At 44.6% G+C, this 19,781-nt stretch carries 21 protein-coding genes; 15 read left to right on the top strand and 6 right to left on the bottom strand.

All coding sequences use genetic code 11. From position 1 onward, the window contains the following. Positions 1 to 488: 488 nt before the first annotated feature. Positions 489 to 878, bottom strand: a complete 390-nt coding sequence (locus tag LC065_RS16780; RefSeq protein ID WP_226588913.1) for an SET domain-containing protein — start codon at positions 876 to 878, stop codon at positions 489 to 491. 198 nt (positions 879 to 1,076) lie between these two features. On the opposite strand from LC065_RS16780, the gene LC065_RS16775 reads away from it, so the two are divergent. After that, positions 1,077 to 2,600: a BCCT family transporter gene (locus tag LC065_RS16775; protein ID WP_306163575.1), complete on the top strand. Its 1,524-nt coding sequence runs from the start codon at positions 1,077 to 1,079 to the stop codon at positions 2,598 to 2,600. A gap of 51 nt (positions 2,601 to 2,651) precedes the next feature. On the opposite strand, the gene LC065_RS16770 is transcribed toward LC065_RS16775, so the two are convergent. Next, positions 2,652 to 3,215, bottom strand: coding sequence for an FAD-dependent oxidoreductase (locus tag LC065_RS16770; RefSeq protein WP_226588921.1), 564 nt, complete (start codon positions 3,213 to 3,215; stop codon positions 2,652 to 2,654). Positions 3,216 to 3,661: 446 nt separating this feature from the next. Between LC065_RS16770 and LC065_RS16765 the strand changes: the two genes are divergently transcribed. Next, positions 3,662 to 5,074, top strand: a complete 1,413-nt coding sequence (locus tag LC065_RS16765) for an MFS transporter (RefSeq protein ID WP_306163574.1) — start codon at positions 3,662 to 3,664, stop codon at positions 5,072 to 5,074. A gap of 125 nt (positions 5,075 to 5,199) precedes the next feature. On the opposite strand, the gene LC065_RS16760 is transcribed toward LC065_RS16765, so the two are convergent. Together LC065_RS16760 and LC065_RS16755 are read right to left on the bottom strand one after the other, a co-directional pair. Beyond that, positions 5,200 to 5,529, bottom strand: a complete 330-nt coding sequence (locus LC065_RS16760) for a hypothetical protein (protein WP_306163573.1) — start codon at positions 5,527 to 5,529, stop codon at positions 5,200 to 5,202. 72 nt (positions 5,530 to 5,601) lie between these two features. After that, entirely contained in the window at positions 5,602 to 6,327 is a 726-nt protein-coding gene (locus LC065_RS16755) for an SDR family NAD(P)-dependent oxidoreductase (protein ID WP_226588927.1), read from the bottom strand. A gap of 205 nt (positions 6,328 to 6,532) precedes the next feature. Between LC065_RS16755 and LC065_RS16750 the strand changes: the two genes are divergently transcribed. From LC065_RS16750 to LC065_RS16705, 10 genes are all read left to right on the top strand, one after another. Further along, positions 6,533 to 7,066, top strand: coding sequence for an HD domain-containing protein (locus LC065_RS16750; RefSeq protein WP_226588929.1), 534 nt, complete (start codon positions 6,533 to 6,535; stop codon positions 7,064 to 7,066). Between the two features lie 430 nt (positions 7,067 to 7,496). Next, positions 7,497 to 7,631: a hypothetical protein gene (locus LC065_RS16745; protein ID WP_264187675.1), complete on the top strand. Its 135-nt coding sequence runs from the start codon at positions 7,497 to 7,499 to the stop codon at positions 7,629 to 7,631. A gap of 118 nt (positions 7,632 to 7,749) precedes the next feature. Further along, entirely contained in the window at positions 7,750 to 7,884 is a 135-nt protein-coding gene (locus tag LC065_RS16740; RefSeq protein ID WP_264187676.1) for a hypothetical protein, read from the top strand. Positions 7,885 to 7,972: 88 nt separating this feature from the next. Next, a complete protein-coding gene (locus tag LC065_RS16735) occupies positions 7,973 to 8,101 on the top strand; it encodes a hypothetical protein (protein WP_255574141.1) in 129 nt (42 codons plus the stop codon). 261 nt (positions 8,102 to 8,362) lie between these two features. Next, entirely contained in the window at positions 8,363 to 9,634 is a 1,272-nt protein-coding gene (locus tag LC065_RS16730; RefSeq protein WP_306163572.1) for a molybdopterin molybdotransferase MoeA, read from the top strand. After that, positions 9,621 to 10,652 (top strand): GTP 3',8-cyclase MoaA, encoded by a 1,032-nt coding sequence (moaA, locus tag LC065_RS16725; RefSeq protein ID WP_371933355.1) that lies wholly within the window; start codon positions 9,621 to 9,623, stop codon positions 10,650 to 10,652. Before LC065_RS16730 ends, moaA begins: the two co-directional genes overlap by 14 nt. Before the next feature lie 81 nt (positions 10,653 to 10,733). Then, a complete protein-coding gene (locus LC065_RS16720; protein ID WP_226588934.1) occupies positions 10,734 to 11,159 on the top strand; it encodes a YwpF-like family protein in 426 nt (141 codons plus the stop codon). Between the two features lie 164 nt (positions 11,160 to 11,323). Next, the gene (locus tag LC065_RS16715; RefSeq protein ID WP_226588936.1) at positions 11,324 to 12,685 is read left to right on the top strand and encodes a TrkH family potassium uptake protein; all 1,362 of its coding nucleotides are present in this window, start codon (positions 11,324 to 11,326) and stop codon (positions 12,683 to 12,685) included. 26 nt (positions 12,686 to 12,711) lie between these two features. After that, positions 12,712 to 14,280, top strand: a complete 1,569-nt coding sequence (locus LC065_RS16710; protein WP_306163571.1) for a sensor domain-containing protein — start codon at positions 12,712 to 12,714, stop codon at positions 14,278 to 14,280. After that, the gene (locus tag LC065_RS16705) at positions 14,264 to 14,668 is read left to right on the top strand and encodes an EAL domain-containing protein (RefSeq protein WP_371933354.1); all 405 of its coding nucleotides are present in this window, start codon (positions 14,264 to 14,266) and stop codon (positions 14,666 to 14,668) included. Before LC065_RS16710 ends, LC065_RS16705 begins: the two co-directional genes overlap by 17 nt. 203 nt (positions 14,669 to 14,871) lie before the next feature. On the opposite strand, the gene LC065_RS16700 is transcribed toward LC065_RS16705, so the two are convergent. Beyond that, complete coding sequence (locus tag LC065_RS16700) at positions 14,872 to 14,997, bottom strand: YjcZ family sporulation protein (RefSeq protein WP_226588941.1); 126 nt, start codon at positions 14,995 to 14,997, stop codon at positions 14,872 to 14,874. Positions 14,998 to 15,144: 147 nt separating this feature from the next. After that, positions 15,145 to 15,276 (bottom strand): hypothetical protein, encoded by a 132-nt coding sequence (locus LC065_RS16695; RefSeq protein ID WP_306163570.1) that lies wholly within the window; start codon positions 15,274 to 15,276, stop codon positions 15,145 to 15,147. Positions 15,277 to 15,553: 277 nt separating this feature from the next. Between LC065_RS16695 and LC065_RS16690 the strand changes: the two genes are divergently transcribed. The 3 genes from LC065_RS16690 to LC065_RS16680 are packed head-to-tail and all read left to right on the top strand — an operon-like array spanning position 15,554 to position 19,496. Then, positions 15,554 to 17,038: a phytoene desaturase family protein gene (locus tag LC065_RS16690; protein WP_226591623.1), complete on the top strand. Its 1,485-nt coding sequence runs from the start codon at positions 15,554 to 15,556 to the stop codon at positions 17,036 to 17,038. After that, positions 17,035 to 18,510 (top strand): phytoene desaturase family protein, encoded by a 1,476-nt coding sequence (locus tag LC065_RS16685; RefSeq protein ID WP_226588946.1) that lies wholly within the window; start codon positions 17,035 to 17,037, stop codon positions 18,508 to 18,510. Before LC065_RS16690 ends, LC065_RS16685 begins: the two co-directional genes overlap by 4 nt. A gap of 2 nt (positions 18,511 to 18,512) precedes the next feature. After that, complete coding sequence (locus tag LC065_RS16680) at positions 18,513 to 19,496, top strand: phytoene/squalene synthase family protein (protein ID WP_371933353.1); 984 nt, start codon at positions 18,513 to 18,515, stop codon at positions 19,494 to 19,496. Positions 19,497 to 19,781 lie beyond the last annotated feature (285 nt).

The following is a 19,781-nucleotide window of genomic DNA, read 5'->3' as shown; positions in this document are numbered from 1 at the left end:
TATCCAGGAGCGCCGCCCTCGCTGAATGTATAGAACGAAACGCTCGTGACTACGGTCGCGAGCGTTTTACTTTGTTGAGCGCATTACATAAGATCTGCTTGTTAGGGGGTTTGGACATGTATCAGTTTCAATTAAGACTTTATCGATGACTTTTAAACTTTTATCCGTGGCTTTTGAGGTTTTATCGGTATCTTTTGCCCTTTTATCGGTGGGTTTGAAGCATTTATCAGTATCTATCTCTCTGAGGCAAGAGGATGAAGCGACTCAGTCATTACCCCTCCGTCTTTTTTCAGTCCAGAGGATGAAGGGAAATCACTCCAACGGCCGTTAGAAAGAAATGGAAGGCGCTCTATACTTAAAGTAACAAGAAAACAAAGGAGATGACCGGAATGATCAACATCTTTGAAGTCTCTATCGATATCCAGGAGCGCCGCCCTCGCTAATAAAAACGGTCGTGACGAAAGTCACGACCGTTTTTTAATGTTCATTTAAGATTCTTCTTCGTCCTGGTCGAACCAAAGAAGTTCCTGTTCATCAACAAAACCATTGTAGTTGATGTACACTTCTTCATCCGCTTTGATATCTTTGTAGGCATAAAAGTCGAACGTGTGTGTCTCGAAATTGATGACATAGTTGGCGTTCGGCTCGTAGGAGTGGTTGAACATCATTCCATAGCCGAGCACGAAGGCCGTGTGGTTTTCTCCATATTCGAACGCATAGTCAGCCAGACGCGTTTTTTCAATGTGGACATGTTCTTCATTTGGATAAGGGATGACAGGAGCCTGGTGGATGAGCTCATTTTTGGCAATATCCCTTTTTGCGAAAATGCCGCGGTTCAATTCTTCGTTTTCCAGTGTAGACATACGTACTTCGATCATCGTCTCACCTCCGTAATTTTTTCTTCTATAAAAGCGATCCGTTTTTACGGATATTCACGTTTCTTCAACTATTCAAGTCTGACAGGTATCGGAATGGAAAGCAACTTTCTTATTTTTCAGTTTTCCTCAATAAGAATAGGAAAAGCATGTGGAAAGATACTATCTCTAATAATCTTTTTTGGAAGGGATCGCTTGCTGATGAAAAAATTCAATACAGTTTTCAAGGTTTCAGCTGGAATCATGCTTGTTCTAGTCATCATCGGTATCGTCTGGCCGGATGGCTTGGAACAGATGACCACGAACGTAAAAAGCTTCATCGCTAACAAACTGGGCTGGTATTATTTGATCGTCGTCACACTATTTGTACTTGTTTGTCTCACATTCCTATTTACCCCGCTTGGGCGGATCAAGTTAGGGAAAAAGGGGGAGAAACCCGAATTTTCACGTCCGACCTGGATTGCGATGCTTTTCAGTGCCGGCATGGGAATCGGGATCGTGTTCTGGGGAACAGCGGAACCGATCAGCCACTATGCCATCAGTTCGCCGACGGGGGAGACCGGGACCGATCAGGCGATCAAAGATGCGATGCGGTTCACCTTTTTCCACTGGGGCATTCATGCATGGGCGATATACGGGATTGTTGCGCTCGTGCTCGCTTATTTCAATTTTCGTCATGGCCATGCAGGGCTCATTAGTGCCACGTTAAAACCGTTGATCGGGGAAAAGGCGGCAGAAGGAATGTTTGGAAAAGTCATTGATATCCTTGCCGTCATCGCGACCGTCATCGGGGTGGCGACGACTCTTGGGTTTGGTGCCGTGCAGATCAATGGAGGGCTTTCCTATCTTTTTGGTATTCCGACCGGGATTGTCGTTCAATTCATTATCGTCGCGATCGTCACCGTTTTGTTCATGATTTCCGCCTGGTCGGGTTTAGGAAAAGGAATCAAGATCCTCAGTAATGCGAATATGGCGCTCGCCGGGCTCCTTTTCCTTCTCGTCTTTATAGTGGGACCGACGATGTTCATTTTAAACATCTTCACCAGTTCGATCGGTGCCTATTTTCAATACTTGCCTACCATGAGCTTTCGGATTGCCCCCCTTAACCATGAAACGCGTGAATGGATCAATGCGTGGACGATTTTTTACTGGGCATGGTGGATTGCGTGGTCACCGTTTGTCGGAGTATTTATTGCCCGGGTTTCGAGAGGGCGAAGTATTCGTGAGTTTGTTTTCACAGTCCTTGTTGTTCCGTCCATCATCGGATTCTTATGGTTTGCTGCCTTCGGCGGTACAGCTATACAACTGGAGCACAATGCGATTGATACGATTTCATCTCTGGCGACAGAAGAATCGTTATTCGGAGTATTTTCAAACGTACCACTTGGCTGGCTGGCTTCAATTGTTGCCATGACACTGATCGCTACGTTCTTCATCACATCCGCAGACTCGGGAACTTTTGTCCTTGGAATGATGACGACGGGTGGTTCTGAAACACCGGGAACGTCCATCAAGCTGACATGGGGTGGGTTGCTGTCTGCAACAGCGTTGGCTCTTCTCTATACAGGAGGGCTGCAGGCGTTGCAAAATACGATGATTATCGCAGCCCTGCCATTTTCGATCATCATGTTGATGATGGTCATCAGTTTTGTGAAGGCGATCTACAAAGAAGGCAGGGAGCTGGGTGTAGGACGGTTCAACCCGCCTGATGATAAGAAATCATAAAGCAAGCCCCTGATCTGAAAAGACTAGGGGCTTTGTTCGTTTGTTACGTATTTATTTACCGAGTATGTCATGATCGACATAGCGTTTGCCATTCAATTCACTAATGACGTTGATGGCGACCTTCGCACCATCACCTGATGTCACAATCGTATGGACACTCACACCGGCAACGGTACCGGCGGCCCAAACTTTCGGCTTGGACGTACGGCCATGTTTGTCTGTCTCAATGATTTTGGCCACGCGCGGTTCGGTTCCTTCTACAACATCAAGGCCGAAGGATTCGGCAGCTTTCACAGACATGCCTGTCGCAAAAATGACGTGGGAGGCTTCATAACTGCCCTCTGCTGAATGGATGACGTAGAGCTCTTCTTTTTCCTCAATGGAAACCACATCATCCTGGATGATTTCTGCTCCGAATTTCTGCGCCTGTTTCTGTCCCTGTTCTAATAACTTTGGACCTTCAATCGGATCGACGCCGTAGTGGTTTTCGACCCAGGCTTTCGCTGTAATGCTTTTTCCGTTATCAAAAAGAATTGTTTTCTTTCCGGCTTTTGCTGTGAAAAGTCCGGCACTGGCACCAGCAGGTCCGGCGCCAATAATCGCTACATCGTACATCCAACCACTCCTTTTTGAAGTCTCCCTTCCATTATATCTGAATTTTCCATACATTTAAATTTTGACCTCATTGGTAAGATAACAATTCAATAAACTGAAAGAACTAAGGGAGGTTTGATTTCGAGATGTTTGAGGGTATTTAAGGCTCCGGGAAAAGGTTCGCTTTCCATGGGACGGCTAAAAAGAATAGAGGACGTTCGATTAAGTTCGGCACGTCCTGTGCCAACATCGAACGACCCACTTGGTGTGGGGCCCCGCGGAAAAAGAGCCCGCCCCCATCCACTTAACAAAAGTATCGAAACTGAGTCTTTCACAACCGGGAGCTTATAGGAAATAAATAGGAAGAAAAAGTGAAATTTTCATATCCGACGTTTGACCGTTGCTTTATTTAGCGATGTCCTGTAGAATCATTTCGGGTAACGAAATAATGGAAGGGAGATCAAAACATGAAGGAAGAACAACTAGTACGTAACCCAAAGGGATTATTGATCTCCCTTTGCGCGGTTATGATGATGTCAGTGATGAATGGAACGATGTTCAACATCGCCGTTCCCGATATAGCAAAAACGTATCAATTGATGCCATCGGAAGTCAGCTGGGTCATGACTGGATATATTATGGTCTATGCTGTCGGTGCTCTTACCTACGGAAAACTGGCTGACTTCTATCCATATCGAACGTTGATTACGTTCGGACTCAGTATTTTTTGTGCCGGCTCCTTGTTCGGCTTTTTCGCTCAAAACTATGGGATGGTCTTGTTGGCGAGGGTCATCCAGGCCGTCGGTGGGGCCATGATACCAGCGCTCGTTTTTCTGGCACCGATCCGTTATTTTCCGAATGAACGCGGGAAAGTGCTCGGCATCGTTTCCTCTGTGATGGCGTTTGCATCAGGTGTAGGTCCGATTGCAGGTGGATTCATTGCAGGTTTTCTTGATTGGCGTTATCTGTTCTTAACGTCCGCGTTGATTATCATTACATTGCCATTCTTACGTAAAAATCTGCCTCAGGAAGAATCGAAAAAAGGGTACATCGACTACATCGGTGCCGCTTTGATCGCTGGGGTGATTTCCACGCTTATGCTTGGTATTACACTTGGAATCACATGGCTGTTCCTGTTTACGGTTCTGTTCTTTGCTTTGAATTTATGGCGGATGAAGGCGATTGACGAACCGTTCATACCGGCTCATCTATTCAAAAGCAACCAGTATAGAGCTACCATCATTACGAGTTTTCTAGGCGTCGTTTGTTTGTTCGGCATGATGTTTATGCTGCCGATCATGTTCCGTGATGCCTATGGACTTGGAACGATGATGATTGGTCTCGTCCTTTTTCCAGGTGCATTGAGTGCAGCTTTGATGGGGCAAAAAGGTGGGAACCTCGTCGATTCGAAAGGGAACACGTTCGTTCTCTATATGGCTCTTGGTTTATTAGGAACTGGATTTGTCGTGTTGTCTACACTCGTCGGAGCTCATCCGTATATCGTAAGTGCAGCGATTATCATTGCCTACATGAGCTTCCCGCTCGTTCAGGCATCTTCCGCTGACATCCTTGCGAACATTTTACACAAAAATGAAACCGGGGTAGGAATGGGCGTGTTCAACCTGCTCAACTTCGTATCCGGTGCTCTAAGTGGGGCTTTGATTGGAAAAGCGCTCGATGTATTCAACCCGAACCAACCGTTCAACTGGTTTGGTTTTGAAGGCACGACAGCGGTTTACAGCAACATTTTCCTTGCGTTCGCTCTCATCATCCTTTTAGGATTTCTACAGTTTCGATTGAATTTTTATAAAAAAAGAACAGACGTATGCGCAAAAGAAACCCGCTTCCTTGTAAAAGGAGCGGGTTTTTTTCTTATGTAAAAAAAAGATGCGAAGGAGGATCTGGATGGTCGTAAAACAAAGGTGGCTGCTCCTCCGCAGGAAGAAGGTTCGTGACGATTCGACATTTACGTCCTACAAAAGGTTTTATAATAATTGCACAAATGTTATACCAGAATAGAAGTTTCGTTTTCAACCATATCCTCGTATTTTCTGCGGCACGTACTTTCAGCAATATGATCCTGCCATTCGCCTTTGATTTCATCATAAACATCATCGACACACTCGCCGTCGATAATCATGACGAACGGATCTTCTTTGTTCATAAAAAGGAAAAATGATAATAATTTCGGAAGGTGCCCAGCATCAGCAATCAGCTGATCTTGATGTAAGTATAAGTCACACCCATTTTTCGAAATCGTTTTGTACACCTTCATAATCTGGTTTGTTTTTAACGGGCGGTTCAATGTGATTTGGTAAGAAGACAGCTCATTCACTGTCGTCACCTCCGTAATGTTTTGTTGATATATCACTACCCGTACAAAACTTGTACTAAACATTTTCCATATTCAGTGTTCGTAAATCATCTTTCGAGTCATACCGCCATCAACCGTCACATTTTCTCCATTCACAAAACCATTTTCCTGATCCGTCAAATAAAAGCAAGCTTTGGCAACGTCCTTCACTGTACCTGCACGGTTGGATAAATGCTGTTGATGATCTTTATCCCGCAGCTCATCAGGGTCTCCTGCATGAATCCACCCTGGACTGATGCTGTTCACCCGAATGTTATAGGGAGATAAAGAAGCGGCCATCGCGTGGGTCAGTGCGAAAATGCCTCCTTTACTTGCGGCATACGCTTCTGAGTCAGGCTCAGACATGAATGCCCTTGTGGACGCGATGTTCACAATCCGACCCGGAGTCTCCTCCTGCTTCCAACGTTCCGCGGCATATTTTGAAATAAGAAAACAGCTGCGCAAGTTCGTATTCAGCACACGGTCCCATTCATCCACATCCAACTCGAACATTGATTTGAACTCGCTCACGCCAGCATTGTTGATCAGTATGGAAAAAGGTTCTTTGATGTTTTTAAAAAGAGTTTCGACCTGCTGTGGATCACTCACATCACAACGGAAGAATCGTCCATTCACACTTTCCATCGTTTTCCGGCCTTTTTCTTCATTCACATCACATCCAATCACCTGGTACCCTTTCTCTGCATAAGCTGTAGCTAATCCACGTCCAATGCCCTCGGCAACGCCTGTAATGAGTGCCGTTTCGTTCGGTTTTGACATGTTGATCCCTCCCCGGTATCGTTTCCTTTTTCTATTATAGGGTAAACTTCCCTATGGATGTGAAACAAAGGCTTGATTCATACAATCCTCACCACGCATTTCCTTCACCATCAATCTCTCCTAAAGCGACCAACCTTATAAGTGGAATCTTGTTCTGGAAGGGTAATCATGATATGATCTTTTTTAAAAAATCGGAGGTGATCGTATGAAAAGAGTGACACTCGTCGATGTGTTCAAACACCGCATTACACAGAAATACTTGCAGCGCTCAGGCATCAACCACGCGGTCACCGTTGCAGGATACGCGTTTGATATGGCAGTGAAAAAGGGAGTGGACCCTGATCTTGCTACGAAATCAGCTTTGCTTCATGACATGGGGCATTATGAATGGTACCGTGATGGCAAATGGGATTATGATGAATACCGGAAGTCTGACATCCATGCGATCAAGGGAGCAGAAAGGGCGCATAAGCTGCTGATCCGTCTTGGTGAAGACCGTCTCGTTGCCAAGGAAGTTTCTGTGGCGGTTCTTCTCCACACGGACAGCTATTTACCATTTGGTCTCGACCAAAAAAGAACACCGCTTCAACATGTCGTTGCCAAAGCCGATGAAAAAGATGAGCAGCCGATGGGGCTGCATCATTACAAACAAATGGATAGAAGCGAAGCCTTGAAACGATTGCACGCATTAGATTTGAAAATCGAAAAATTTTTGGAAGATGATGATGAGTTGGCATAACTTGCTCTGGCCCCTCATACATTCATTTAGAGCAGGGGCGTAATAGGGCAGAAATTATTTCTGCCCTATTATAAAAGTCAAGAATATTTTGGAAATGGACTTTACTTTCCATAAAACGTCCTATATAATTTCCATTGTAAGAAAAAATTCTCAGAAAGCGAGGTCGGAAAACATGAAAAACTGGATGACACTAAACCAAATCAATTTCATATCATCGACCTGCGCGGAGATCCATTTCTGAGATCTACGACTATTCATAAAAAAGCATTCATATGAGCCGCAGGAGATGCATAATGTATTCCTGTGGCTTTTTTAATGGAGAGATTTCTTCAAAAAAGCCGCAGTATACCCTGCGGCTTTTTCTTATGCTATCAAAGAGTAAAATTACTCTTTAGATATAAATATTACACTTAAAAAAGGAGGGATTGTCATGACGATTCAATTTTTAATTTTTACGATCACCGTTGCGAAGAACAAGAAAAGTTGTCAGCCGTTACCAGGATACCGACCAACGGCCAAAGACCAGTGGCTCGACCGGAAGTCCGCATTCAGCCGTTACATGTAATAGGTACAAATCATAAGGAGGAGATGGAAATGGGAGAATTAGTAAGATTGGCATTTATGAACTGGTTGAATGTTGAGAAGGATACCGCTTAGCCTCAGTACAAAGAGGAGGAAAATACATGAGAATCCATATGATTCTTTTTACGATCATTATTGAACGTGCGAATGTCGCCTCCCTCGAGAAATCGAGACGACGCAGCCGGCAGATCGAACAGAAAATCAATGATATGAAAAGCAAATACACATTCATATAAATGATGAAACCTCTGCTTAACAGGCAGAGGTTTTGTCATAAAATCCTTCTTTCCTTGGGACAATAGAAGAGAGGGGAGTGAATGAACAATGGCATCTGGAAATAAGAAAATAACGAAGCGTAATGAGAAAAAGCATGCGCGTAAAGAAGAAAGACGCAGCAAAAAGCAGGATGAAACGGCGATTAACCATGTCGTCAATGTTTACGACCCCATTTAACGAACACATAGCCCGGAGCCTTGCTCCCGGGCTTATTTTATTTTCGAAAAAAGATTTTTATGATTACAAATCTGGATTGCAACGATCCTCATCATCAACTGAAAAATTATGCTAAACAGGCACGGTTCATCGGTCTCCAAAATACGAGTTTATTTTTCAAGCGATTGGGGAAAAGAACATAATCCTACATAGACAATCTTTGAAAAAATATGAATATTCCTATATGTTCAAAGGAAGACGTTTTTAAAGGAAGGATCGAAGATGAACTTACATAGAAAACCTCTCCCTGTGCCCGAAGCAGTCGACAGGGTCATGAATGATAAAAAAGAAGGAAGAATGGAAACCATTCAGCTTGAGAATGTGGATGGACGCAGGTTAGCTGAGGATTTACTTGCTACGCATCCTGTACCTCCATTCAACAAATCTCCATACGATGGATTTGCTCTCCGTTCGGAAGATACAAAGCATTTATCAAGAGAAAACCCTAGCCACTTTCATGTCACGGAAACCATTGGTGCCGGACAGCTGGCAAGTCATCCGGTACAAAAAGGAGAAGCCGTCCGGATTATGACGGGGGCAGAGATCCCTGAGGGTGCGGATTGTGTCGCAATGTTTGAAATCTGCCAAACCTATGAAGACCAGGGTGCCTCTTACATGACATTGAAGCGATCCATGCAAAAGGACCAGAACATTATTGGAAAAGGATCAGAGACAGAAGAGGGGACGGTACTCGTTAAGGCAGGGACACGTATAAATCCTGGTGTCAAAGCCCTCCTCGCTACTTTCGGCTATCCGGAAGTAAAGGTCTATCGGAAGCCGAAAATCGGCCTATTTGCCACTGGAACAGAGCTGCTGGACGTTGATGAGCCGCTTCAGCCAGGGAAAATCCGTAACTCCAATGCTCCGATGATTTTATCCCAGATTGAACGTGCCGGAGCGGAAGGTCACTTTTTAGGAAAATTGATGGATGACTTTGACGCTTGTTTTGATGCTGTTTCTCAATCATTGCATGATTACGATCTCCTGATCACGACAGGAGGTGTATCTGTCGGCGATTATGACCTTATGCCAGACATTTATGAGGAACTAGGAGCTCAGGTGCTCTTCAATAAAGTCGCGATGCGCCCGGGTAGTGTGACGACTGTGGCTGAACTTGAAGGCCAGCTGCTTTATGGATTGAGCGGCAATCCTTCTGCTTGTTATGTCGGTTTTGAACTGTTTACCTATCCAATCATTCAAAAGTTACTTGGAAATCCAAAACCCTTTCATAACCGCATTAAAGCAACGCTCGGGGAGGATTTCCCCAAACCCAATCCTTTCACCCGTTTTGTACGTGGTAGAGTGCACTACGAAGAAGGAAAAGTCATAGTGTCGCCTGCAGGGATGGATAAGTCGAATGTGGTGACATCCTTAGCTCACACAGATGCCTTTCTTGTGCTACCCGGAGGAACGAGAGGGTTTGAAAAAGGAGATGCTGTAGAAGCGATTCTTTTAGAAGATCAAAGTGGACAAGAGTATTTTGAGGAGGGGTGATCTTATCGACTCACACATCATTGATCAACTTGGTCGTCCCATTAAAGATTTAAGAATATCAGTGATCGATCAATGCAATTTTCGCTGTACCTATTGTATGCCGGCAGAAATTTTCGGGCCGGACTATGCTTTCTTACCAAAAGAAGAACTCTTGAGTTTTGATGAAATCGTCCGGCTTGCCAAAATCTTTGCGAAATTCGGCGTGGAAAAAATACGTCTGACCGGAGGCGAACCTCTGATGAGGAAAGATCTTGCTGATCTCGTACGCCGGTTAAAAGAGATCGATGGCATCGAGGATATTGCCGTTACGACGAATGCGGTCTTTCTCGTCAGACTGGCTCAAAAACTGAAGGATGCCGGGCTTGATCGTGTGAACATCAGTCTGGATGCAATTGAAGATCACGTTTTCCATGAAACGAATGGACGTGGAATTAAAACGAAACCCGTATTAAAGGGAATTGAAGCAGCAAGAAACGCAGGCTTGAAAATAAAAATCAACATGGTTGTCAAAAAAGGGATGAATGAAGATCAAATCCTGCCGATGGCGCGGTATTTCAAAGGAACTGGCGATACGCTGCGCTTCATTGAATTCATGGAAGTCGGCAACCACAACGGTTGGAATATGGATGCAGTGGTTTCAAAAAAGTGGATCATCGACCACATCGATCAAGAGATGCCACTCGTGGCTCAAGACCCGAATTATTTTGGGGAAGTGGCCTCGCGGTATCGTTATGAAGATGGTGCGGGTGAGGTCGGGGTGATCTCATCCGTGACGGAAGCCTTCTGCTCGAGCTGCACAAGGGCGCGTATGTCAGCAGACGGTCACTTGTTTACTTGTCTGTTTGCTTCCTCCGGCTATGATTTGAAAACCATGCTCCGTGAAGGGAAAGACGATGAAACGATTACCGATTATCTGCTTGCGATATGGACAGGTCGTACAGATCAGTATTCAGTCGATAGAGCCCAAGGAAAGCCGATGAAAGAGAACAAAATCGAAATGTCCTACATCGGAGGATAAAAAAAGGTCGAAATCAGTCTTTGCTCCAGTCCTCTCCGTGTTCTATAATAGAGTTAATTATCATTCTCGGAGGTCATTCGAATGAAAACCTTTAAATTGATTTCATTGGATATCGTGGAAGAAAAGCACGAGGATATCACTCAAAGACGCATCAAGCTCGAAGACGGTTTGATTATCAATAGAGAAGATGATCACGGCCGCTGGGTCATTGAGGCGTACGTTGATGAGAGTTATCGGGATTTCTTTGAAACGATGAAAGAAAATGAAGAAGAAATCATTATTCAAGTGAAAATAACGAAACAAAGCAACCGTCCAGCGACTTTCCTCGTAAAGCCGATTGACGTGAACATGATCGGCGACCGGATGAACGTCATTTTTATGGGAACCATAGTTGATCGTCAGCAGGAACAAGTGGAGTGGGTGTTACGGCAATTGATGGATGAAGGCTATCAGGGAGAAGACCTCTTAGAAGAATTCAAAAAGCGTGGCCAGGAATCAAAAGCATAAGCATACGATTGGAGGCGTCTGATATTCAGACGCCTCCGACGTGTGTATTAGTTCAAATGTCTTACATTTTTTAAAAAACGGAAGTAATTTGTCGAATATACTGCTATACTATTAGTGGTGATAGACATCCATTAGACCTGGCAACATCAAAGGAGTTTTACTTTATGTGGGTGAGAAGAAAGAGCCTGCGATGGCTGAATGACTTATCGCCATTCCAATTAATCGCATTATACTATATGGTCGCAGTAACCATATCCTCTATATTGATTGCCCTTCCTGTGGCACATCGGGAGGGAGTCAAAATTGAATTCATCGATATTTTATTCACGGCTGTCAGTGCGGTCAGTGTAACAGGGTTGACCACGTTACCGACAGCTGAAACGTTCAGTACAACGGGATATTTCATCCTGGCGATCGTTCTCCAATTTGGAGGGATCGGGGTGATGACCTTAGGTACGATGGTCTGGTTGATGCTCGGGAAGAAAATCGGCTTAAAAGAGCGCCGTTTGATTATGACCGACCAAAACCAAACATCGTTCTCCGGGATGGTCCGGCTTGTCAAACAAATTGTGCTTGTTGTCCTGCTGATCGAACTTGTCGGTTTTCTTGTTCTTGGGACTTATTTTCTTCAGTATTACGAACCAGGAGAGGCCTATTTGCAGGGATTCTTCGGTACGATCAGCGCAATGACGAACGGTGGGTTCGACATTACGGGCCAATCTTTGATACCGTTCCATGATGATTATTTTGTGCAATTCATAAACATTATTCTCATCATTGCCGGTGCCATCGGTTTTCCAGTGCTGATCGAGGTCAAACAATATTTGATGCAGAATCATGAAGAAAAAACCATTCGCTTTTCATTGTTTGCCAAATTGACGACTTTTACTTTCTTTGCCTTGGTCGTCTTGGGAACAGTCATGATTATCATCTTAGAAAGCAATCATTTCTTTACAGACAAGTCCTGGCATGAAATTTTCTTTTATGCTTTGTTTCAGTCTGTCACAACGAGAAGTGGCGGTCTTGCCACAATGGATATCAATCAATTCACGGAACAAACGCAGTTGTTCATGTCTTCTTTGATGTTCATCGGAGCTTCCCCGAGTAGTGTGGGAGGCGGTATACGGACAACGACGTTTGCCCTTGTGGTCATCTTCGTGTTGACCTTTGCGAGAGGCGGAAACAATATCCGCTTGTTCAGAAGAGAAGTTCATCCAGAAGATTTGAATAAAGCGGTTGTTGTCACGATCGTCGCTTTATTCGTCTGCTTCAGCGCCGTCATTACACTGACCATCACGGAACCTTTTACACTGAATGAACTCGTTTTTGAGGTCTGTTCGGCGTTCGGAACCGTCGGGTTATCTCTCGGCATCACGCCGGGCCTGTCTTCCTTTGGTAAAATCGTGCTGATGCTGCTTATGTTCTTAGGAAGAATCGGATTATTGACGTTCTTATTCTCCTTTAAGAAACATGACAAAGCCCAAGGGAAATATCATTATCCTAGAGAAAGAATCATTATTGGTTAGAACACAGCTGTTTAGGGGGCACACATATGTCGGACCGTTTGAGAGAGCTTGCATTACCTATAGATGATTGGATTTTTCAACAAATGAATGATGCCCTGATTTTCGTAGATGGAGAAGGAAAGCTGCTCCGGTGTAATGACAAAGCGGGGGAACTGAATGACGGCGATGTGCAGTCACTCATCAACCTGCTTGATTTTCATCAACTGAAAAAGGAAGAACTCCCGAAAATGGTTGACCTTCCGCCAAAAGGGGGGCAGTTGTATAAAGTCCAATGCCGGCAATTGAAAAAAAACAGCCCCCTCTTTGCCATTTTTCTTCAACCCGTATCGATGCTCGATCAATCGTACGAAGTTAAGAAGATCTTGGATCAACGGTTGACGGTTCCATCCGAGGGGATGGTCATTCATCAAGAAGGAAAAATCATCGATTGTGATGACACACTTGCTCACATGTTCGGCTATGAAAAAGAAGAAATCATGAAACAGGATGCGTTCACACTTACCGAAGAAGGAGAACACGAAGCGCTTCATAGGCTTTTTCTAAGCTTTCCTGAACAGCCCTATGTGTTGAAGGCGATCAAGAAAGATGGGTCCCTTTTTTATATCGAAGTCCTCGCTCATCCTTATCCACAGGAAGGTCGTATTTTACGCGTCGCGATCGTTCGGGACATCACCGAACGAGTACATAATGAAAAGAAAATCGAATTCATGTCCTATTATGATGAACTGACAGACCTTCCCAACCGCTATTACTTTATGGATATGGTCAAAGAGGCGATTGAAGAAAAGGACGGACTTGCTGTTCACTTCATCGATTTGGATTATTTTAAACAGATCAATGACACCCTCGGTTATTCTTTCGGGGATGAACTGTTGAAAGCATGTGCTCAAAGGTTGAAGCTGTACCAGGATGCTGATACGTTCATTGCACGAATGGGCGGCGATGAGTTCCTTGTCTTGCAAAGGCATGTGAGTCAACAGAGTGACGCAGAGTCATTGGCAAAGAAGTTGATTGAAGCTTTCCGGAAGCCTGTCGTTATTGACGGTTATGAGTTATACACCTCAGTAAGTATAGGGATCAGCCTTTACCCTGAGCATGGGAAGACAGCGGGAGATCTCATTAAACAGGCGGACAGTGCGATGTACACGGTCAAAGATCAGCACCGAAATGATTACCTTTGTTATAATGCATCAATCAGTGAAGAGTTTGAGCAAATGCTTTCTATCGATTCAGAACTGCGGAAGGCTTTGAAAGAAAATCAGCTGGAACTACATTATCAACCACAAAAAAGCATCCACACAGGGAAAATCGTCGGACTCGAAGCATTGATTCGCTGGAATCATCCGGAAAAAGGAAGGATCTCTCCGGCGACCTTCATTCCCGTGGCCGAGAAAAATGGACAGATCTTCGAAATAGGGGATTGGGTTATTCGGGAAGCCTGTCGACAAAATAAACGATGGCAGGAGGAAGGGTACCCAGCCGTTATTGTTGGAGTGAATCTCTCAGCCCTGCAGTTTTTACAAAAGGACCTGGGTCACTCGTGTAAAACAGATTTTAGAAGAAACCGACCTCGACCCCATGTATTTGGAGCTTGAAATTACCGAATCCATGGCGATGACCAACGAGGAGTACATTATTCAAACGCTGAATGAGCTTCGAAATCTAGGCGTCCATGTCTCGATTGATGATTTCGGCACCGGATATTCATCACTCAAATATCTGAGCCGTTTCCCTGTAAGTAAGTTAAAAATCGATAAAGTTTTTATCAGTGAAAACCAGGAGCAAAACCAAGCCATTGTAAAATCAATTATTCACATGTCCCACTCATTGAACATGAAAGTCATTGCTGAAGGCGTAGAGACCGCTGAACAATGGGATTTTCTGAAGAATGAAAAGTGTGATGAAATCCAAGGTTATTTTTACAGCAAACCACTCCCCCCTGATCAGTTAATCACGGTATTCGAAAACAAAACCATCCACTAATAAAAAGGACACAGCCTTTTCGGCTGTGTCCTTTTTTAGGAAAAAGAATAAGGATGAGTCTTGTAAGAGGGGAGCGGATTTTCTTATCTCTCACCCTCTCTCAGCGTCTACCTTTACTTTCTCCATAAGACGCTGGACAAGTTTCGGGGAAAAGTAGCCCCCGTCTTATGCTTGTCGTTTGCTTCATAAGCACTAATCAGTGGTTAGCAGTAAAATGCTGCACCTACGATGATCAATAGGATGAACAATACGACGATCAAGGCGAAGTTGTTGCCGTAACGTCGTGGTCTATAGCATCGTCTTCCTCCGTAAGGATTGCCTCCGTACATAAGCTCACCTCCTGTTGTTACATTCCTAGCCTATGCACGGAGGAGTCGCTGTGTATGGTTATCTACCCACGTTCATCAAATCATGAAGGTCGGGGGAGAGAGTTTGGTAATTTTACTTTTTTGGTGCATGCTGTCCGACTGTTGTTCCTAGTGATGTTCACACTGATCCAGTTCCTCACACCAATGGTTCAATTGTTCATTGCTGTATTGGTTGTGTGGCGGGTTTTGGGTCGAATGGGAAGGGTAATAAGGACCGGAAATCCTTTGATTTGAATACATAGCCATGCCTCCTTCGATCATATTATCCCCTCGATTCCCTTTATTATCCTTGTCATAAATTTACCTTGAACCATAAGAAGGAATAGGAAGGTGCAGAAGCGAAAGTAGTACTTTACTGAAGCAGAGGGTTATAACATCCACCTGATGGGTAAAAAATGAGTATAAAGAAGTGGAAAAATTGGCGGAGCACATTGGTGAAGTTGGATCAATGGCTGCTTTTGTACATAATTTGTATAATGATTGTACAGTAGAAGTTCAGGAGAGAAGGTGGATGGTTATGAAAAAGATCGCCATAATCGGAGCAGGACCTGGAGGTTTAGCCTCAGCAATGATCCTTGCAGCTAAAGGCTATGACGTTCATGTCTATGAAAAACAATCCTATGTGGGTGGGAGGAACGGTCATTTTTCACTCGGGGAGTACACATTTGATATCGGCCCGACATTTTTGAGTATGCCCCAGATTATGGAGGAGATCTTCGAAATGTCAGGGAGAGATGTTCACGACTACATGGATTTGAAAGAACTTTCCCCCATGTATGAACTTCAGTTCGACGGAAAAAGAGTACCGATGTACCGGGAACGGGAAAAAATGCTGGATGTGATTGCAGAGCATTTCCCGGGCAATGAGTCCGGATATGTAAACTTCATGAAGGACACACGGGAGAAAATGCAGGCGCTCATGCCGCTTTTGCAAACCAAACATAATAAGCTTACCGATTATATGAGTAAGCGGGCGCTGAAGGCTTTGCCGAAACTCTCACTCGGAAAATCAGTCTATGACGTCCTTTCCGACTACTTTACAGATGAACGTTTAAAAATCGCTTTTACGTTCCAGGCGAAATACTTAGGTATGTCTCCGTGGGAATGTCCGGGAGCCTTTTCCATTCTTTCGTATATGGAACATGAATGGGGAGTGTTCCACCCGATCGGTGGGGTCAATCAACTCTCGAAAGCGATGGCAAAAGTGACGGAAGAGCACGGAGGACAGATTCATTTGAATGAAGGCGTCCAAAAAATCAACGTATCAGGCAAGGAGATTACCGGGCTTGTGCTCGATTCCGGGGAAACGGTATATGCGGATGAATACATTATCAATGCGGATTTTGCTGAAGCGATGACCCGTTTAGTTGATGACGGGGTCCTGCGCCGCCACTCCAAACAAAAACTCCAGAAGAAGAAATTTTCCTGCTCGACATTTATGATCTATGTCGGTCTTGACAAGGTGTACGATATGCCACACCATACCATTCTCTTTGCAGAAGACTACCAGAAGAATGTAAATGAAATGACGAAAGACCTCGTGTTGTCCGATGAACCATCCATCTATATCCATAACGCAAGCGTGACCGACCCGACGCTCGCACCCGAGGGGCATTCGGCCGTCTATATCTTAGCTCCAGTGCCGAACAATTATTCGGAGATCGACTGGGACGATAAGCAGGAAACATTCAAATCGTTGATCTACGATGAAATTGAGAAAAAGACAGGGTTTACCGATATCCGCAGCCACGTCGTCGAAGAGAAAGTCCTTACTCCGAAGCAATGGCAGACTGACCATTTTGTGCATCAGGGTGCTACGTTCAGCCTCGGTCACCAGCTTTCTCAAATGATGTACTTCAGACCGCACAACAGGTTTCAGGAGCTAGATCATTGCTGGCTCGTCGGTGGTGGAACCCATCCAGGAAGCGGGTTGCCGACCATTCTGGAATCTGCAAGGATAACGACGGGATGGATCAGGGAAGAGGAGGTGCAGCCGATATGACTAAGACGACAATTGTCGGTGGAGGTATTGGGGGACTTGTAACGGCCCTGCATTTATCCAACGACCCAGATAGGGATATCTCCATTTATGAAAAGAAAGACGTGCTTGGAGGCAGACTTACTTTCGAACGGCATGGCGAGTTTAAAATCGACCAGGGCCCTACGATTGTTCTTCTTCCTGATATGCTCCTAAGTATTTTAGAAGAAGGAGGCATTTCAAGGGACCGTATTCCATTGATTCCATGCGATCCTCTTTATAATATTCATTTCCCTGACGGCACGACCTTCAATAAATATTCCGATGCTGAAAAACAAAAAGCAGAACTGAAGGAAAAGTTTCCTGGCAATGAAAGGCATTTCGACCGGTTTTTAAATGATATGCGGGCCCGTTTTATGCAGGGGAAAGCTCAGTTTCTCGAAAAGTCATTCGTCGACAAACGAACGTTTTTCTCCCGCAAAAACTTGAAAACATTGATCAAGTTGAAAGCTTACCAGAACGTAAAGAAAATGATGCGCAGTTACTTTGACGATGAGCGTCTCGTGGAAGCCTACACGCTACAAACGTTGTACATCGGAGGTCACCCAGAACAATCGCCGGCGATGTACTCGCTCGTGTCTTACAGTGAACATGAGCACGGCATCTGGTACATGAAAGGCGGCTATGCTCACCTTGTTGAAATCATTGAGGAAGAGTTGGAAAAGAGAGGCGTGCAAATCTATAAAGGAAGACCTGTAGAAGGTGTGGAAACAAGGAAGGATAGAGCAGAGTCCATAACCGTTGGAGGAGAAAAAGTTAAGTTCGATGAGCTGATTTTGAATGGGGATTTTCCTCTCATGGACAAAATCATGCCAGCTGATAAACAGCTTCAACGTAAATATACCCCTTCCTCAGGTTGTCTCTTGCTCTATATGGGACTGGACCGCACCTATGAAAACGACTCCATCCACCAGTTTTTCATGTCTCATGATTTTGACAGACATATGCGGCAAGTGTTTGTGGAAAAGCAACTGCCGGATGATCCATCGTTTTATACCTTCCACCCCTCCTTAGTTGATCCTTCGCTCGCTCCTGAAGGAAAAGGGGTGCTCTACACATTGATTCCTGTTCCTACAGGAGAGTCCGTGGATTGGGAGAAGAAAGACCAATTGATCGAGAGCGTCATCGATGAAATGGAGTCACGCGGTTTTCCAGGTTTGAGAAATCATATCGAATGGCAGCACATTCGAACTCCAGAAGATGCGGAGCGTGAAGGCTTGTATGCAGGAGGAAGCTTTGGAATTGCCCCCACCCTTTTTCAATCCGGTGTGTTCCGGCCACAGTTGCAGCCGTATGCATTAGGCAATGTGTACGCGGTTGGAGCTTCGATTCATCCAGGAGGGGGCGTTCCCATTGTCATGCAAGGAGCAAAATTGTTGGCAGATTATTTGCAATATAGGGTCAAAGAAAGGCATAATTACAAGCGAGGTGTTTAGTGATGACGGACTTGAACCAAGCATACGATCATTGTCGCAAAGTAATTGAAAAGCATTCCAAAACGTTTTCAAAAGCATTCGCTATGCTGCCCAAACAGCAGAAAAGAGCGGTTTGGGCGATATATGCCTTTTGCCGTCGCGTAGATGATATCGTAGATGAAGGACTTAAACCAAAAGCAGAACTAGAAATTTTCTCTCAGCAATTCGATCAATTCATGGAGGGCAAGCTCGAACTCAACGACCCTTCCTGGATCGCGCTCGATGATGTGTTTAGAAATTTCTCTATCGATCCCGAGCCTTATTATGACATGATCAAAGGTCAACGCATGGACCTGTACCCCACCACCATACGTACGAAAGAAGATTTGTTAGAATATTGCTATCATGTTGCAAGCACCGTCGGTCTAATGCTTCTGCCTGTCATCGCTCCAGGAAAAGTCGGTGCTCTCCGCCAAGGGGCCATAGAGCTCGGCTACGCCATGCAAATCACCAACATACTACGAGATATAGGTGAGGACATGGAAATTGACCGCATTTACTTACCACAAGATGTGATGGATCGTCATGGTTACACTTTTTTTGACTTGAAAGAGAAAAAGGTCAATCAGGCATTCATCAATATGTGGGAAGAGTTGGCCACTGAGGCTGAAGCCTACTACGACAAGGCGATGAAAACATTACCGGATTATCCGTTATACTCAAGAACACCGGTAGGAGGCGCTGCCAAAATGTATCGGGCCATTCTCCCGACTGTAAGAAAAAACGGATATCACGTGTTCAACCATCGCAATTATGTGACCGACCAAGAAAAAAAAGCAGATCATTGCAGACATGCAGTGATGCTGCTTTTTTTTCTGAGCAAATCACGCCTTCTTTGCGGGATTCGCGCGCAAACCCGGCTTCACCGCTCCAAAGACGATCCATGTATATTCCTGTCCACTCCTGCGAATACTTGTATCAACAAAGATTCAGGAAAGGTAGAGTAGAATGGCAGAAAAATATTTAATCTATTACCAGGCAATCAGGGGTAGTCAAACAAGTCCCCGTCTATGCATCGCATAAAGAAAAAGCACGGGAAAGTCATTTGAAAAATAACCCGCAGGCCAAAATTACGCATATTCGTCTTTTATAACCCATCTTCTATGTAGAAAGCTATAACAAGCCGGTATAAAAAGCAAAGGGATCCAGCCCTTTGCTTTTTTCCTGTTTAATTGGGATGTCTTGAAAAATATACCCTATGTAGTATGATGGTCTCTATGGAAAGTTCCAAA

Origin of the sequence: Halobacillus litoralis, from assembly GCF_020524085.2 — a bacterium.
GTDB classification, from domain to species: Bacteria; Bacillota; Bacilli; order Bacillales; family Halobacillaceae; genus Halobacillus; species Halobacillus litoralis_E.
Note: the sequence above shows the minus strand (reverse complement) of the source record. Positions and strands in the feature narration are given on the sequence as shown.